This window comes from Saccharothrix sp. S26, from assembly GCF_021390395.1.
In the GTDB taxonomy this organism is placed as follows: domain Bacteria; phylum Actinomycetota; class Actinomycetes; order Mycobacteriales; family Pseudonocardiaceae; genus Actinosynnema.
The window spans coordinates 334,090-350,760 of sequence record NZ_JAJUWT010000007.1 but is presented as its reverse complement, the minus strand read 5'-3'; the positions used below and the strand labels follow the sequence as shown (position 1 = coordinate 350,760).

Genomic DNA, 16,671 nt, shown 5'->3' with positions numbered 1-16,671 from the left:
AGAACTGCCCGATCTTCAACGACGGCGCGTTCGACGTGCTCAAGGACTCCGACGAGGCCGCCCGCCGCATCATCAACGTAATCGACGGGCAACCCATCACGTTCGGCAACGGCGAGTTCGCCGTGGTGCGGGACGGCTTCGGCCTGGCCGTGGCCAAGACCGCGGACGTCTCCCCCCAGGACGTCGTCGTCCACGACGCGTCGGACCTCAACCTGTCGTTCGCGCTGTCGCGCCTGTCGACCCAGGACCTCCAGCACACCGTCACCGGCGTGTTCCGCAACGTCAACCGCACCACGTACGACGACGCGGCGCGGGCGCAGGTGGAGCAGGCCAAGGCCGCGAAGCCCGCGGACCTGCGCGCGCTGCTGCACGGCAAGGACACCTGGACCGTGAGCTAGCCCTCACGCCCGACAACGCGAGGACCCCCTGTTCCGCCTCCCGGAACAGGGGGTCCTCACGCTTTCCCTCCCCAGGGAAGAGCTTCTACGGAGCCTGGCGGAAGCCCGCCTTCTCCGCGTCCGCGGTCGTGCGGAACCAGACGTCGGCGCGGGTCTCGCGGAAGTTCGCCGACTCGGCGGTGAAGTAGCGGCGGCCGGTCAGGGTCGCCTTGACCTGGAACTCCGGCGCGGGTGCCAAGCCGTCGGACTTCGGCAGCACCGAACCGGGGCCGAACGGCGAGCGCGGGTTGAAGCCCTCCTGCTGGCCCTGGAAGCGGGTGCTGCCGGGCGCGGGCCTGCCGCCGGTGCTCGGGCTGAACCCGACCGGGCGCGGGCGCACCGGGCGCGGTGGCGGCGGCGTGACCGGCTTCGGCGCGGGCGTGACGGGAGGTGGCACGCGCGGGGTGCCCGCCGCGCGGGTGGGGCGCTGCGGCAGCCCGGTCGGGTTCATCGGCACGGGGTTGCCGGCCAGCAGCTCGGGGGCGAGCGTGGGCACGAACGGCTGGTCGTTGCCCGACGACGGCGGCGGGACCGGGCGGGTCTGCCCCGACTCCAGCTCCTGCTCGTCGTCCTCCAGCGGCTCGAACAGGCTGCGCGGGCGGGCCGGCTCGTCCTTCTTCGGCTCGGGCTTGGCGGCCTTGGGCTCGGCCTGCCGTGCCGGCAGCGGCTGGTCGGCGGACTGCGGGACGAACGTCGGCTCGAACGCCGGGGGTTCCGGCCTGTGCTCCTCGGTCTCCTCGGGCTCCTCGGCGCGGTGCTCGGCGGGCCGGGGCTCGTCGGTTTCGAGCGGCACGAACGTGGGCTCGAACGCGGGCGGCTCGGCGACCTCCGGCTCCGGTTCGGGCTCAGGCTCGGCGGCACGGGCGGGCTCCGGCTGCGGCTCGGGTTCCGGCTGCGGCTCGGGTTGCGGCTCGGGCTCCGCCTGGTGGGGGTCGACCACGGCGCGGATGACCTCGGTCCGGGGGCCCTCCTCTCGGGACTGGGCGGCCGGTGCGGCGTGACGCACGTCGTCCAGGCGGCCCTCCTGCTGCCGGGCCAGGTCGTTGAGGAACGCCTCGTCGCTCGGCGTGGGGCTCGTGGTCGGCGCGGGGGTCGGCTCGGACAGCTCGCCGCGGGCCGACTCGACGTCCACCGGGGCGAAGTGGCCGGTCAGGTCGTGCTCCGGCCACACCTGCTGCTCGGGCTCCTCGGCCCGCCGCCGCTCCCCGTCCACCTCGGCGATGGCCTGCGCCAGCGCGGTGGCCGGGATCAGCGTCGTCCGCTCGGTCGGGCCGGGCCTGCGTTCCGGCTCGTCCTCCTCCTCGTGGCCGGCGGTGTCCACGTCCTCGTCGTAGACCTCCTTGACCGGCTCCTCGCGCCACACCTCGCGCGGCTGGAACGCCTCCACCTCCGGCGGCGCCGTCGGCTCCTCCTGGCGCGGCGCGACCTCGGCGACCGGGCCGGCGGGCACCGCGGGCATCAGGTGCGTGGTCGCCTCGGCGGGCAGCTCCGGCTCGTCGTCCGGCGCGTAGGACCGCGGCCGGGGCTCCAGCGTCTCGCGGGTGTCGCCGCCGGGGCCGAGCCGCTCGAACAGGCTGCGCGGCGGCTCGGCGTCGTGCTCGGGGAAGTCGTGCTGCTCCTCGAAGTCGGACAGCGGCCGGTGCTCGTCGTCCAACTCCTCCAGCAGCGAGTCGCGCTCGTCGAGCTTCATGGTGCCCACGTCGTAGCGGGCCGGCTCGGACCGGGGGCGCTCGGCGGCGACCTCGTGGCGCGCGGGCTCGGGGGTCAGCACCTCGTCGGCCAGCGAGCGGGACGCCTCGACGTGCCAGTTGTCGAACTCGTCACCCGTCTCGGCCTTCGGCGTGACGGAGCCCGCCGCACCGGCCGTGGACGAGCCGGACCCGGGCCGCGGCGACGTGAGGAGGCGTTCCTCCAGGTCCTCCAGCTCCTTCTTGGCCGGACGCACCAGGACGAGCCAGGTGAGGGCGGCGCCTGCCACGAAGGACAGCAGGCTCCACAGCCACACCTGCCCGAAGAGCGAACTCACGGGAGACCCTCCCACTGCTGCTTGTCACACACCCCGACACGCTCCGTCCCCGGACCTTCACCCGGTAGGGGAAGCGGTGCAAAACTACCCTGACCCCGGGCTCTGGCGCGTGGGGCCGGCCGGACCTGGGAGCAGGGTTCGATAGTAGGCCACTCGGAGCAACTGACCAGCCAAAACGGTCGGCGTAGAGTAGGCCGTGTGCCTCCGTTGACCAACGCCTCCACCGCCGCGAAGGACGTCGACCGCACGAACCGGGGGATGGCGTTCGGCGTCGGGGCCTACTTCATCTGGGGCATCGTGCCCGCCTACTGGCCGCTGTTGCAGCCGGCCGGGTCGGTGGAGATCCTGGCGCACCGGATCGCGTGGTCGCTGGTCGTGATGGCGATCCTCACGGCGGTGCTGGGCCGTTGGGCGGGCATCCGGCGGCTCTCGGCGCGCGGGTGGGCGATGGTGGCGGCGGCGTCCGTGCTCATCGCGGTCAACTGGGGCGTCTACATCCACGCGGTGAACACCGAGCACGTCGTGGAGGCCGCGCTCGGGTACTTCATCAACCCGCTGGTCAGCGTGCTGCTCGGGGTGGTCGTGCTGCGGGAGCGGCTGCGCGTGCCGCAGTACGCGGCGCTGGCGATCGCGGTGGCGGCCGTGGTGGTGCTGGCGGTGGACTACGGCAGGCTGCCGTGGATCTCGCTGGCGCTGGCGTGCTCGTTCGGCGTGTACGGGCTGCTGAAGAAGACCGTGCCGCTGGACGCGACGGCCAGCCTCACCGCGGAGAGCCTCGTGCTCGCGCCGATCGCGGTCGGTTACCTGATCTGGCTCGGGCCGGCGGGCACGTTCCACTCGGGCGGCTGGGGGCACGCGCTGTGGCTGGCGTCGGCGGGGGTCGTCACCGCGATCCCGCTGATCCTGTTCGGCGCGGGTGCGCGCCTCGTGCCGCTGGTGACCATGGGGATGCTGCAGTACCTCGCGCCCGTGCTGCAGTTCGCGTGGGGCGTGTTCGTGATGCGGGAGCCGATGCCCGCGTCCCGCTGGTTCGGCTTCGCCCTGGTCTGGCTGGCGCTGCTGGTCTTCACCGCGGACGCCGTCCGCACCCGTCGCCGCCTCCCCGTCTCCGACCTCCCCTGACCTCGAGAGTCCTACGTTCACGCCGCGTGAGTCCAACGCTCAGAACACCCGAGTTGAACGCTCAGGACGAGCCGTGGCTGTTCTGAGCGTTCAACTCGGGGTACGCGAACGTAGGACACGCGCGTTCTGAACGTAGGACTCACGCGGGCTGGAGGTAGGACTCTCGGGTTAGTGGGAGCGGGTGACGACGTAGTCGGAGACCGACTCCAGGGCGTCGCGCGCGGTGCCGGCGGGCAGGACGCGGAGGGTGGCGCGGGCGCGGGCGGCGTAGTCGTCCAGGGTCTGGCGGGCGCGTTGCAGGCCCGACGAGGCGCGCAGCAGGGACAGGGCCTCGTCGACCTCGGCGTCGTCGGCGATCGGGCCCGCCAGGAGCTTGGCCAGGCGCGAGTCCGGCTCGTCCTCCAGCGCGTACAGCATGGGCAGCGTCTTCACGCCCTCGCGCAGGTCCGTGCCCGGCGTCTTGCCCGACTCCTCCGACGGCGAGGCGATGTCGATGACGTCGTCGGAGATCTGGAACGCCGCCCCGATGACCTCGCCGTACGACCGCAGCGCCTCCACCTGCTCCGGCGTCACGTCGGAGAACATCGCGCCGAACCGGGCGGCGGTGGCGATCAGCGACCCGGTCTTCTCCGCGATCGTGGTCAGGTAGTGCGACACCGGGTCCTCACCCGCGCGCGGGCCCATCGTCTCGCGCATCTGGCCGGTCACCAGCTCGGAGAACGTCTCCGCGATGATCCGCGCCGCACCCGTGCCGAGGTCCGCGACCAGCGCCGACGCGTGCGCGAACAGGTAGTCGCCGGTCAGGATCGCGATGCTGTTGTCCCACTTGGCGTTGGCCGACGCCGCACCGCGGCGCATGGTGGCCTCGTCCATCACGTCGTCGTGGTAGAGCGTGGCGAGGTGGGTCAGCTCGACGACCGCCGCCGCCTTGATCACGCTCTGCCGGTCCCACGAGCCGCCGAACTGGGCGGACAGGATGGTGAACAGCGGGCGGATGCGCTTGCCGCCCGCGCTCACCAGGTGCAGGGACGTCTCCATCACCGGGTGGAACTCGCTCTGCACGACCTTGTGCAAGAGCTCTTCCACCTCGGCCAGCCCGTCCTGAACCACCTCCGCGAGCACGGGGTCCGCAAACCGGAACCCCGTCCCCGCCCGCTCGCTACTGGTCACGGCTACAGAGCCTACGTACCACTAGAAGATGAACGCGCCGGCACCCGCCCAATCGAGCGCGAACGACGGGAAGACGCCGAGCACGAGGGTGACCGCCGCACCCAGGGTGATGGCCACCGTGGTGAACGCGCCGGGCACGCTGACCGTCGGGCCGTCCGGCGCGGGCTCGCTGAAGTACATCAGCACGATCACCCGCAGGTAGAAGAACGCCGCCACCGCCGACGCCACCAGGGCGATCAGGACCAGCGGCACCATGTCGGCCTCGACCGCCGCCGCGAACACCACGAACTTGCCGACGAAACCGCTGGTCAGCGGCAGGCCGGCGAGCGCGAGCAGCAGGAACGTGAACACGCCCGCGACCACCGGCGACCGCTTGGCCAACCCGGCCCACTGGGACAGGTGGGTGGCCTCGCCGTCACCGTTGCGGACCAGGCTGACGATGCCGAACGCGGCGATCGTGGTGAAGCCGTACGCCATCAGGTAGAACATCGTGCCGGACAGGCCCTGGTCGTTCAGCGAGATCGCGCCGACCAGCAGGAAGCCCGCGTGCGCGACCGACGAGTACGCGATCATCCGCTTCACGTCGGTCTGGGTGAGGCCGAGCACCGCGCCGATGACCATGGAGACCACGGCCACGCCCCACAGGACGCCGTTCCACTCCCAGCTCGACCGCTCGAACGCGCCGTACAGCACGCGCAGGATGCCGCCGAACGCGGCGACCTTCGTGCACGCCGCCATGAACGCCGTCACCGGCGTGGGCGAGCCCTGGTAGACGTCGGGCGTCCACGCGTGGAACGGGCCGACGGACGCCTTGAACAGCAGGCCGACGACCAGCAGGCCGAAGCCCGCGTAGAGCAGCGTGTCGGACCGGTCGGTGGCCGTGGTGGCGTTGGCGATGTCGGACAGCTTCACCGAGCCCGCGAAGCCGTACAGCAGGGCCACGCCGTACAGGAAGAACGCCGACGCGAACGCGCCGAGCAGGAAGTACTTCACCGCGGCCTCCTGCGACAGCAGGCGGCGACGGCGGGCCAGGCCGCACATCAGGTACAGCGGCAGCGACAGCACTTCCAGCGCGATGAACATGGTGAGCAGGTCGTTCGCCGCGACGAAGACCATCATGCCGCCGAGCGCGAACAGCGTCAGCGGGAACACCTCGGTCTGCATGCCGAAGCGGCTCGCCTGCGCCCTGGTCTGCACGGCCGTGGCGCCGGGGCCCGGGTGCACCTGCGAGCCCTGGCCGGGCAGGATCGAGGCGTCGGCGACGAACGCGCCGCCCGGCTCGACCGACCGGTCGGCGATGAGCAGCACCGCGCCCAGGCCGAGCAGCAGCAGCGTGCCCCACAGGAAGATCACCGGGCGGTCGACCGCGAGGGTGCCCGAGAAGGTCAGCTTGCCCTGGTCGGGCGTGCTGTCCGCGGACGCGTACAGCACCAGCCCGGCACCCGCGGCGGCGAGCGTGAGCAGGACCAGCACGACCTGCGCCGCCCACCGCTGGGCCTTGGGCAGGAACGCCTCCAAGAGCACGCTGAGGCAGGCCGCGCCGAGCACGATCAGCAACGGTGCGACGGCCCCGTAGTCGATCTCCGGGGCTTGCAGCCGTTCCACGTTCTGCGAGAGGAACGTCGTCACGTCACTTGCCTTCCTGCGCGACCGGGTCGGCCACCCCGACCTCGCTGAGCGTCGCCCCGACGGACGGGGTGATCACGTCCAACACCGGCTTCGGGTAGAAGCCGAGCACCAAGATCAGTGCGACCAGCGGCGCGAGCACGGCCAGTTCGCGCTTGTTCAGGTCCGGCACCGACGCGCGCTCCGGGTCGACCGCCGCGCCGGGGCCGCCGACCGCGTCGAGCAGCGCCGTGCCGCGCACCGGGCCCTGGAACACCCGCTGGTACAGCCACAGGACGTACAGCGCGGCCAGGACCATGCCGACGGCGGCCAGCACGGTGTAGACCGGCTCGTTCGGGTAGGAGCCGATGAGCACCAGGAACTCGCTCACGAACGAGTTGGTGCCCGGCAGCGCCAGCGACGACAGGCCGGCCACGAAGAACAACCCGCCCAGCACCGGGGTGAGCTTGGCCATGCCGCCGTAGTCCTCGATCAGGCGCGACCCGCCGCGGGCCATCACCATGCCGACGACCAGGAACAGCATGCCGGTCGAGATGCCGTGGTTGACCATGTACAGCACCGCGCCCGCGCCCGCCTGCGAGCTGAACGCGAAGATGCCGAGCGCGATGAAGCCGAAGTGGGCGATCGAGGTGTAGGCCACGAACCGCTTCATGTCGGACTGGCCGACGGCGAGCAGCGAGCCGTACAGGATGCCGATCACGGCCAGGACCAGCACCAGCGGCGCGAGTTCCTTGCTGGCCGCCGGGAACAGCGGCAGGCAGTAGCGCAGGAAGCCGAACGTGCCGATCTTGTCCAGGATGCCGACCAGCAGCACGCCCGCGCCCACCGGCGCCTCGGCACCGGCGTCGGGCAGCCACGTGTGCAGCGGCACCAGCGGCGCCTTGATCGCGAACGCCACGAAGAAGCCCAGGAACAGCCAGATCTGGGTGGACAGCGGCAGGTCGCGGGTCACCGTGACCAGCGTCGCCCAGTCGAACGTGCCCTGGCCGATCTTGTCCGCGCTGACCACGTACAGGCCGATCACCGAGGCCAGCATGATCAGGCCGCCGAGCAGCGAGTACAGGAAGAACTTCATCGCCGCGTACTGCCGGTTCGGCCCGCCGAAGCGGCCGATCAGGAAGTACATCGGGACCAGCACGGCCTCGAAGAAGACGTAGAACACGAACACGTCGGTGGCGGCGAAGACGCCGACCATGCCGGTCTGCATGGCCAGCAGCAGCGCGAAGAACCCGCCCGCGCTGCGGCCCTCGGGCAGCTTGTCCGCCCACGAGCCGCCGATGACGACCGGCACCAGGAACGCGATCAGCGCGATCATCACCAGCGCGATGCCGTCCACGCCGAACGACAGGTGCACGCCGAAGGCCGGGATCCAGTCGGCCGAGCTGGTCAGCTGCAACCGGTCGCCGCCCGGGTCGAACGCCGTCCAGGCCAGCACCGCCAGCACCAGCTCCGCCAGCGAGAACGCCAGCGCGACCGTCTTGGCCAACCGGTCGTTGCCCCGCAGGAACGCCACCACCAGGCTGCCGACGAGCGGCAGCAGGAGCAGCGCGATCAGCGTCCAGCTCACGAGAACCTCACCATCAGCAGCGCGCCCAGGACGAAGACCGCACCCAGGAGCATGGAGAGCGCGTACGAGCGCACGAACCCGGTCTGCAACCTGCGCAACCGGCCCGAGCTACCGCCCAGCAGCGCCGCCGACCCGTTCACCAGGCCGTCGACGCCCTTGTTGTCCACGAACACCAGCGCGCGGGTGAGCCAGGTGCCCGGCCGCGCGAACAGCGCCTCGTTGAGCGCGTTGCCGTACAGGTCGGCACGCGCGGCGCGGACCGGGAACGACACCCGCGCCGGCCGTTCGACCGGCTGCTCACCGCGCAGGAAGAGCAGGAAGCCGAGCGCGGCGCCGAGCGCCGACAGGGCCAGCACCAGGATGTTCACCACGCCGTGGGACAGCACGCCGTGCTGCTCCTGCAGCTCGCCCAGCGACGGCGCGAGCCAGCCGGCCAGGTTGTGGCCGGAGGAGAAGAACCAGCCGGCGCCGACCGAGCCGACCGCCAGCACGATCATCGGCAGCGTCATGCTCACCGGCGACTCGTGCGGGTGGTACTCGCGGCCGTCCGCCGAGCGCAGCTCGGTGTAGCGGGGCTTGCCCAGGAACACCAGGACGAACAGGCGGGTCATGTAGAACGCGGTCAGGCCCGCCCCCAGGGCGGCCACGCCGCCGAAGACCCAGCCGCGCCACCCCTCCATGCTGAACGCCGCCGCGATGATGGCGTCCTTGGAGAAGTAGCCGGACAGGAACGGGAAGCCGATGAGGGCCAGGTAGCCGAGCGTCCAGGTGACGAAGGTGATCGGCATCTTCTTCATCAGCCCGCCCATGCGGCGGATGTTGCCCTCGTCGTTCATGCCGTGCATGACCGAGCCGGCGCCGAGGAACAGCCCGGCCTTGAAGAAGCCGTGCGTGAGCAGGTGCATGATGCCCAGCGCGTAGCCGATGGGGCCGAGGCCGACGGCCAGGATCATGTAGCCGATCTGGCTGACCGTCGAGTAGGCGAGCACCTTCTTGAAGTCGTCGTAGGCGCAGCCGATGACGCAGCCGATCAGCAGCGTGAAGCCGCCGATGATCATCACGACCAGGCGGCCGTCCGCCGACAGGTTGTAGATCGGGTTCGACCGGGCGATCAGGTAGACGCCCGCGGTGACCATCGTGGCCGCGTGGATCAGGGCGGAGACCGGGGTCGGGCCCGCCATGGCGTCGGGCAACCACGCCTGGAGCGGGAACTGGCCCGACTTGCCGCACGCGCCGAGCAGCAGCAACAGCGTGATGGCCAGCACCTCGGCCGACGACAGCTCGCCGACGCGGGCGAACACCTCGGCGTACTGGGTGGTGCCCAGCTCCTTGAACATGATGAAGATGGCGATCGCCAGGCCCAGGTCACCGACCCGGTTCATCAGGAACGCCTTCTTCGCGGCCGACGCCGCCTCCGGCTTGTACTGGTACCAGCCGATGAGCAGGTAGGAGGCGAGACCCACGCCCTCCCAGCCGAAGTACAGGGTCACGAAGCCGTTGCCGAGCACCAGCAGCAGCATCGCGGCGACGAAGAGGTTGAGGTAGGCGAAGAACTTCCGCCGCCCGGCCTCGTGCGCCATGTAGCCGATCGAGTAGATGTGGATCAGCGCGCCGACACCCGTGATCAGCAGCACGAACGTCAGCGACAGCGGGTCGAGCCGCAGCCCGAACTCCACGTCCAGCGCGGCGACCGGGATCCAGTCGAACAGGTGCACCTCGGTGGTGCGCGCCTCCGGGGCCAGCGCGACCGTGTCGAGGAACAGCGCGACCCCGTACGCGAACGCGGCGATCACGGTCGCGCAGCCCAGCAGGTGGCCCCACTTGTCGGTGCGCTTGCCGCCCACGAGCAGCACGAGCGCGCCGAAGGCCGGCAGGGCCAGCAACAACCAGGCGAGACTCCCGATCCCGCTGGCGGCAACCACGCCCGAGGACCCGCTCGCGGGGTCGAGCATAGACAGAGTCGTCACCGTCGACCTCTCAGTACTTCAGCAGGTTGGAGTCGTCGACCGAGGCCGAGCGACGCGTCTTGAAGATCGCCATGATGATCGTCAGACCGACCACGACCTCGGCCGCCGCGACGACCATCACGAAGAACGCCATCACCTGGCCGTCCAGCCCGCCGTTGATGCGGGCGAACGTGACCAGGCTGAGGTTCACCGCGTTGAGCATCAGCTCCACGCACATGAACACCACGATGGCGTTGCGCCGCACCAGCACGCCGACCGCGCCGAGGCTGAACAGCAGCGCGGACAGCAGCAGGTAGTACGTAGGGGTCACGACGACTCTCCCTTGAGCGCGTGCGCGTCGGGCTGGTGCCCGGTGCCGGACACCTCCGCGACGTCGTCCTCGAGAGTTTCCCTGGCGGTCGTCTCGATCAGCTCGGACAGCGACTCGGGCGCCACCGAACCGTCCGGGAGCAGGGCGGGGGTGGCCACCGAGTTGGCGGTGGCGAACACGCCGGGGCCGGGCAGCGAGCCGGGGCGGTCGCCGCGGAAGCGCTCCTCGACCAGCTGGCGCTGGGTCTTCTTGGCGTCCTTGCCGGTGCGCGAGGTGAACGCGAGCACCATCGCGCCGACGGCCGCGGTGATCAGCAGCGCCGACGTCAGCTCGAACGGGAACAGGTAGTCGGTGAACAGCGCCTCGCCGATGTTGGCGACGTTGCCGCCGTTCTGCGTGTTCTGCTGCGCCAGGCCCGCGGGCTCCACGTCGGTCAGCGCGCGGGCGACCGAGGCGACCACGAGGCCCGCGAAGCCGACGCCGATGACCGCCGCGGCGAGCCGCTGGCCGCGCAGCACCTCGACCACCGAGTCGGAGCTGTCCCGGCCGACCAGCATCAGCACGAACAGGAACAGCATCATGATCGCGCCGGTGTAGACGATGATCTGCACGAAGCCGAGGAACGGCGCCTGCTGGACCATGTAGAGCACGCCGAGGCTGAGCATGGTGAGCACCAGCCACAACGCCGAGTGCACGGCGTTGCGCGCGAACAGCATGCCCAGCGCGCCGGCGAGGGCCAGCGGACCCAGGATCCAGAACGCGACCGCCTCGCCGGTGGTGACGGTGTCGACCACGCGCTGGACCTCGTCGGGCTGCTGGAGCAGGAACGAGAGGCTCACTTGCCCGCCTCCTCGGGCCCGGTCTCGACGATCGCGCCGGCGGGCACGCCCGCCTCGCGGGCCAGCTTCGGGCCGTTCACGTAGTAGTCCTGCTCGTTCTCGCCCAACCGCATCGGGTGCGGCGGCTGCTCCATGCCGGACAGCAGGGGCGCGAGCAGGTCCTCCTTGGTGAAGATCAGCTTCTGCCGGTTGTCGTCGGCCAGCTCGTACTCGTTGGTCATGGTGAGCGAGCGGGTCGGGCACGCCTCGATGCACAGGCCGCAGCCGATGCACCGCAGGTAGTTGATCTGGTAGTCCTTGCCGTAGCGCTCACCCGGGGAGTAGCGCTCCTCCTCGGTGTTGTCGCCGCCCTCGACGAAGATCGCGTCCGCCGGGCACGCCCACGCGCACAGCTCGCAGCCGACGCACTTCTCCAGCCCGTCCGGGTGCCGGTTGAGCTGGTGGCGGCCGTGGAACCGCGGCGCGGTGACCTTCTTGACCTCGGGGTACTCCTCGGTGACGACCTTCTTGAACATCGTGCCGAAGGTGACGCCGAAGCCCTTGACGGGATCAAACACGCCCATCGCTGGCCTCCTTGTGTGAAGCTGCGGGTACCGCTGCCGGTTCCTGCGTCTGGTCGTCGGCGCCGGGCAGCTCGGCCACCCGGACCTGCCTGCGCGGCGGCGCCTTGGGCACCTTGAGGTCCAGCGGCGGCACGGGGAAGCCGCCGCCGGTGACCGGCACGGCGTCGGGGTCGTGCTGCTCGCGCTTGTCCGGCAGCAGGAACGCGATCACCAGCACCACCGCGAGGAACGCGCCGATCACGATCAGCGCCGTGCTGGTGTCCAGCCCGCCCGCGGACTCCCACTCCTGGCGCAGGTAGCGCGCGAAGGCCACCGCGACGAACCAGACCAGCGCGATCGGGACCAGGAACTTCCAGCCCAGCCGCATGAACTGGTCGTAGCGCAGGCGGGGCAGCGTGCCGCGCAGCCAGATGAACAGGAACAGGAAGCCCAGCGTCTTGAGCACGAACCACAGCAGGCCGAACCAGCCGCTGTTGAGCAGGTGGTCGTCGCCGACGAACGGGAACCGCCAGCCGCCCAGGAACAGGGTGGTGGCCAGCGCCGAGACGGTCACCATGTTGACGTACTCGGCGAGGAAGAACAGCGCGAACTTCAGCGAGCTGTACTCGGTGTGGAAGCCGCCGACCAGCTCCGACTCGGCCTCGGGGAGGTCGAACGGCGCGCGGTTGGTCTCGCCGACCATCGAGCACACGTAGATCAGGAAGCTGACCGGCAGCAGGTAGAAGTACCAGCCGCTGCTCTGCGCCTCGACGATGTCGGAGGTGGACAGCGAGTGCGAGTGCATGACGACCGCGATGATCGACAGGCCCATCGCGATCTCGTAGGAGATCACCTGCGCGGCCGAGCGCAGCGCGCCCAGCAGCGGGTACGGCGAGCCGGACGCCCAGCCCGACAGCACGATGCCGTACACGCCGAGCGAGGAGCAGGCCAGCACCACCAGCACGCCGACCGGCAGGTCGACGAGCTGGAGCGCGGTGCGCTCGCCGAAGATCGAGACCTCGCCGCCGATCGGGATGACGGAGAAGGCGACGAACGCGGGGATCGTGGAGATCACCGGCGCGAGGAAGAACACCCACTTGTCGGCCAGGACCGGGCGGATGTCCTCCTTGAACGCGAGCTTGAGGCCGTCGGCGAGGGACTGCAGCCACCCGCCGGGGCCGACCCGGTTCGGTCCCGGGCGCTGCTGCATCCGGGCCACGACCTTGCGCTCCCAGTTGATCATGAACAGCGTCATGACCACGAGGAACGCGAAGATCGCCACGACCTTGACGATGATCAGCCAGAGCGGATCGTCGGCGAGGAGTTCTGCCGTGCTCATGCCTTGCCTCCGCTAGAGACGGCCACCAGGGAACCGTGGCCGGCGACGAGGTTGCGCCGCACGGTGACCGGGCCCGAGTTGCCGGGCAGCCACACGACGCCGTCGGGCAGGTCGGCCGCCTCGACGGGCAGCACCACCTCGCCCCGATCGGTGGAGACGGTGATCTCGGCACCGAGTTCGACACCCAGGTGCGCGGCGGTGGCGGCGGACAGCTTGGCCACCACCGGGCGCGCGGTGCCCGCCAGGTTCGGCTCGTCGTCCTGCAACGAGCCGTTGTCCAGCAGCCTGCGCCAGGTCGCCAGCACGACCTGCCCGGCCTTCGGCTGGGTCAGCAGCGGCGCGGGGACGGTCGGCGCGGACGCCGTGACCGTCGCGGAACCGAGCCGCGCCAGGTCGGCCGCCGCGGCGGCCGGGGTCTGGGTGAACAGGTCCGCGTCCATCTCCACGGCCAGAGTGTCGAGCACCCGGCCGTCCGGCAGCGCGCCGGTGCCCTCCAGCGTGGTGGCGAAGGCACGCGGGCGGCCTTCCCAGTTCAGGTAGGTGCCCGACTTCTCGACCGCGGGCGCGACCGGGAGCACCACGTCGGCGTGCGCGGTGACCGCGCTGTGCCGCAGCTCCAGGCTGACCACGAAACCGGTGAAGTCCAGCGCGCGCTCGGCCAGCTCCGGGTCCGGCAGGTCGAACGGGTCGACGCCGCCGACCACCAGCGCGTCCAGCCCACCGCTCGCGGCGGCGGTCAGGATGCCCGCGGTGTCCCGGCCCGGCTTCACGGGCAGCGCGCCCGCCGCCAGGCCCCACGCCTGCTCGACCTCGGCCCGGGCGGCCTCGTCGCCCACCAGGCGGCCACCCGGCAGCAACGTCGGCAGCAGGCCCGCCTCCAGCGCACCGCGCTCGCCGGCGCGGCGCGGGATCCAGGCCACCTTCGCGCCCGTCCGCTCGGCCAGCGCGGCGACCGCGGAGAACAGGCCGGGCACCTCGGCGGCGCGTTCGCCGACCAGGATCACCGAACCGGGCTTGGCCAGCTCCTCGACCACGTCGGCCGCGTGCTCCGGCAGCGCGTTGAGCGCCGACGGCTCCTGGCCCGGCACGCACGCGAGCAGCACGCCGTTGGTCTTCTCCACCGCGGGCGTCGTGAACTGGCCCAGGTGGTAGACCTTCGTCCGGTTCTTGCGGGCCGCCTTGCGCAGCCGCAGGAACACGATCGGCGACTCCTCCTCCGGCTCGAACGCGACCAGCAGCGCGGCGGGCGCGGACTCGATGCCCGCGTACGTGACGCCACCGTTGTCGGGGTTCGTGCCGAGGACCGCGCTGGTCAGGAACTCCAGCTCCTCCGCCGAGTGGGCGCGGGCGCGGAAGTCGACGTCGTTGGTGCGCAGCGCGATCCGGGCGAACTTCGAGTACGCGTAGGCGTCCTCGACGGTGAGGCGGCCACCGGCCAGCACGCCGACGCCCTTGCCGTCACGCGCCTTCGCCAGGCCCTCGGCGGCGTACTGCAACGCCTCGGTCCACGACGACTCGCGCAGCTCGCCGCTGGCCTCGTCGCGCACCAGCGGGCGGCGGATGCGGTCGCCCGCGGTCGCGTAGGTGAAGGCGAAGCGGCCCTTGTCGCAGGTCCACTCCTCGTTGACCTGCGGGTCGTCGCCCGCCAGCCGGCGCTGCACCTTGCCGCGCCGCCAGTCGGTGCGGGTGGCGCACCCGGACGCGCAGTGCTCGCACACGCCGGGGGTCGACACCAGGTCGAACGGCCGGGCGCGGAACCGGTACGCGGCGCTGGTCAGCGCGCCCACCGGGCAGATCTGGATGGTGTTGCCGGAGAAGTACGACTGGAACGGCTTCTCCTGCGCCACGCCGATCTGCTGCTGCGCGCCGCGCTCCAGCAGCTCGATGAACGGGTCGCCGGCGATCTGCGCGGAGAACCGCGTGCAGCGCTGGCACAGCACGCACCGCTCGCGGTCCAGCAGCACCTGCGTCGAGATCGGGATCGGCTTCGGGAACGTCCGCTTGTGCTCGTGGAACCGGGAGTCCGCGCGGCCGTGCGCCAGCGCCTGGTTCTGCAACGGGCACTCGCCGCCCTTGTCGCAGATCGGGCAGTCCAGCGGGTGGTTGATGAGCAGCAGCTCCATCACGCCTTGCTGCGCCTTGTCCGCCACCGGCGAGGTCAGCTGGGTCTTGACCACCATGCCGTCGGCGACGGTCATGGTGCAGGAGGCCTGCGGCTTCGGCATCGGCCGCCCGCCCATCTCCACCTCGACCAGGCACTGCCGGCAGGCGCCCGCGGGCTCCAGCAGCGGGTGGTCGCAGAAGCGCGGCACGACGATGCCCAGCCGCTCCGCGGTGCGGATCAGCAGCTCGCCCTTGGGCGCGACGACCTCCAGGCCGTCGATGACGAGCTTGACGTGGCCCTCGGGGACCACCAGCTCGGCCTTCTGTTCAGGCGCGATCGTCATGCGCTAGCTCCAGCCAGGACCTGTGAGTTCTGGTCGCACAAGGCCAGGAACTCGTGCTTGAAGTACTTGATGCCGCTGGTGATCGGGCTGACCGCGCCGTCACCGAGGGCGCAGAACGAGCGGCCCAGGATGTTGTCGCAGACGTCCAGCAGCGTGTCGATGTCGGACGCCGTGCCCTCGCCGCGCACCATCCGCTGCAGGATCTGGACCAGCCAGTAGGTGCCCTCGCGGCACGGCGTGCACTTGCCGCACGACTCGTGCTTGTAGAACTCGGTCCACTTCATGACCGCCCACGGCACGGACACCGTCTCGTTGAAGATCTGCAACGCGGTGGTGCCCAGCATCGAACCGGCCTCGGCCGCGCCCTCGAAGTCCAGCGGCACGTCCAGGTGGTCGGCGGTGAACAGCGGGGTGGACGAGCCGCCCGGCGTCCAGAACTTCAGCGGGATGCCGTCCTTCATGCCGCCCGCGAGGTCGAGCAGCTCGCGCAGCGTGACGCCCATCGGGGCCTCGTACTGGCCGGGGCGCTCGACGTGGCCGGACAGCGAGAAGATCTTCGGGCCCGGCGAGCGCTCGCGGCCCATGGTGCGGAACCAGTCCGCGCCGCCGTTGACGATGTAGGGCACGCTGGCGATCGTCTCGACGTTGTTCACCACGGTCGGCGAGGCGTACAGGCCGGCGGTCGCCGGGAACGGCGGCTTGAGCCGGGGCTGGCCGCGCTTGCCCTCCAGCGAGTCCAGCAGCGCCGTCTCCTCGCCGCAGATGTAGGCGCCCGCGCCCGCGTGCACGACCACGTCGAGGTCGAAGCCCGAGCCGAGGATGTCCTTGCCCAGGTAGCCCGCCTCGTACGCCTCGCGCACGGCCGCGTGCAACCGCCGGATCACGTGCAGCACCTCGCCGCGCACGTAGATCGCGGCGAAGTTCGCCCGGATCGCGTACGAGGTGATGATGATGCCCTCGATCAGCGAGTGCGGGTCCGCCATCATCAGCGGGATGTCCTTGCAGGTGCCCGGCTCGCCCTCGTCGGCGTTGATGACGAGGTAGTGCGGCTTGCCGTCGTTCTGCGGGATGAAGCCCCACTTCATGCCGGTCGGGAAGCCCGCGCCGCCGCGGCCGCGCAGCCCGGAGTCCTTGCACTGCTGGATCAGCTGGTCCGGGTGGGCCTTGAGCGCCTTGCGCAGCGCCGTGTACCCCTCCAGCTGCTCGTAGGTCTTCAGCGTCCACGAGCGCGGTGACAGCCAGCGCTTGGTGAGGACGGGAGTTAGCTTGTCGACCACGT

At 71.0% G+C, this 16,671-nt stretch carries 12 protein-coding genes and 1 pseudogene; 2 read left to right on the top strand and 11 right to left on the bottom strand.

Going from position 1 to position 16,671, the window contains the following annotated elements; all coding sequences use genetic code 11:
• Nucleotides 1-398 (top strand): annotated as a pseudogene (locus tag LZG04_RS14150) (2-oxoacid:ferredoxin oxidoreductase subunit beta); the annotation flags it as partial.
• A gap of 85 nt (nucleotides 399-483) precedes the next feature.
• Here the strand turns inward: LZG04_RS14150 and LZG04_RS14145 are convergent.
• On the bottom strand, nucleotides 484-2,463 hold the full coding sequence (locus LZG04_RS14145) for a hypothetical protein (protein ID WP_233816913.1): 1,980 nt from the start codon (nucleotides 2,461-2,463) through the stop codon (nucleotides 484-486).
• Nucleotides 2,464-2,661: 198 nt separating this feature from the next.
• Between LZG04_RS14145 and rarD the strand changes: the two genes are divergently transcribed.
• Nucleotides 2,662-3,585: an EamA family transporter RarD gene (gene rarD / locus LZG04_RS14140; protein WP_233816911.1), complete on the top strand. Its 924-nt coding sequence runs from the start codon at nucleotides 2,662-2,664 to the stop codon at nucleotides 3,583-3,585.
• A 168-nt stretch (nucleotides 3,586-3,753) separates the two neighbouring features.
• Here the strand turns inward: rarD and LZG04_RS14135 are convergent, their stop codons facing one another.
• The 10 genes from LZG04_RS14135 to nuoF are packed head-to-tail and all read right to left on the bottom strand — an operon-like array spanning nucleotide 3,754 to nucleotide 16,669.
• Complete coding sequence (locus tag LZG04_RS14135; protein WP_374202817.1) at nucleotides 3,754-4,755, bottom strand: polyprenyl synthetase family protein; 1,002 nt, start codon at nucleotides 4,753-4,755, stop codon at nucleotides 3,754-3,756.
• A gap of 21 nt (nucleotides 4,756-4,776) precedes the next feature.
• On the bottom strand, nucleotides 4,777-6,384 hold the full coding sequence (gene nuoN, locus LZG04_RS14130) for an NADH-quinone oxidoreductase subunit NuoN (protein WP_233816909.1): 1,608 nt from the start codon (nucleotides 6,382-6,384) through the stop codon (nucleotides 4,777-4,779).
• A gap of 1 nt (nucleotide 6,385) precedes the next feature.
• Nucleotides 6,386-7,948: an NADH-quinone oxidoreductase subunit M gene (locus LZG04_RS14125; protein ID WP_233816907.1), complete on the bottom strand. Its 1,563-nt coding sequence runs from the start codon at nucleotides 7,946-7,948 to the stop codon at nucleotides 6,386-6,388.
• On the bottom strand, nucleotides 7,945-9,900 hold the full coding sequence (gene nuoL / locus LZG04_RS14120; protein WP_267936360.1) for an NADH-quinone oxidoreductase subunit L: 1,956 nt from the start codon (nucleotides 9,898-9,900) through the stop codon (nucleotides 7,945-7,947). The genes LZG04_RS14125 and nuoL overlap by 4 nt, the downstream gene beginning before the upstream one ends.
• A 25-nt stretch (nucleotides 9,901-9,925) precedes the next feature.
• Entirely contained in the window at nucleotides 9,926-10,225 is a 300-nt protein-coding gene (nuoK, locus tag LZG04_RS14115; RefSeq protein ID WP_053715303.1) for an NADH-quinone oxidoreductase subunit NuoK, read from the bottom strand.
• Nucleotides 10,222-11,064, bottom strand: a complete 843-nt coding sequence (locus LZG04_RS14110) for an NADH-quinone oxidoreductase subunit J (RefSeq protein ID WP_233816905.1) — start codon at nucleotides 11,062-11,064, stop codon at nucleotides 10,222-10,224. The genes nuoK and LZG04_RS14110 overlap by 4 nt, the downstream gene beginning before the upstream one ends.
• Nucleotides 11,061-11,627, bottom strand: coding sequence for an NADH-quinone oxidoreductase subunit NuoI (gene nuoI / locus LZG04_RS14105; protein WP_233816903.1), 567 nt, complete (start codon nucleotides 11,625-11,627; stop codon nucleotides 11,061-11,063). Before nuoI ends, LZG04_RS14110 begins: the two co-directional genes overlap by 4 nt.
• Nucleotides 11,614-12,945, bottom strand: coding sequence for an NADH-quinone oxidoreductase subunit NuoH (nuoH, locus tag LZG04_RS14100; RefSeq protein ID WP_233816901.1), 1,332 nt, complete (start codon nucleotides 12,943-12,945; stop codon nucleotides 11,614-11,616). The genes nuoI and nuoH overlap by 14 nt, the downstream gene beginning before the upstream one ends.
• Entirely contained in the window at nucleotides 12,942-15,392 is a 2,451-nt protein-coding gene (locus LZG04_RS14095) for an NADH-quinone oxidoreductase subunit G (protein ID WP_233816898.1), read from the bottom strand. Before LZG04_RS14095 ends, nuoH begins: the two co-directional genes overlap by 4 nt.
• The gene (gene nuoF, locus LZG04_RS14090; protein ID WP_233816896.1) at nucleotides 15,389-16,669 is read right to left on the bottom strand and encodes an NADH-quinone oxidoreductase subunit NuoF; all 1,281 of its coding nucleotides are present in this window, start codon (nucleotides 16,667-16,669) and stop codon (nucleotides 15,389-15,391) included. The genes LZG04_RS14095 and nuoF overlap by 4 nt, the downstream gene beginning before the upstream one ends.
• Nucleotides 16,670-16,671 lie beyond the last annotated feature (2 nt).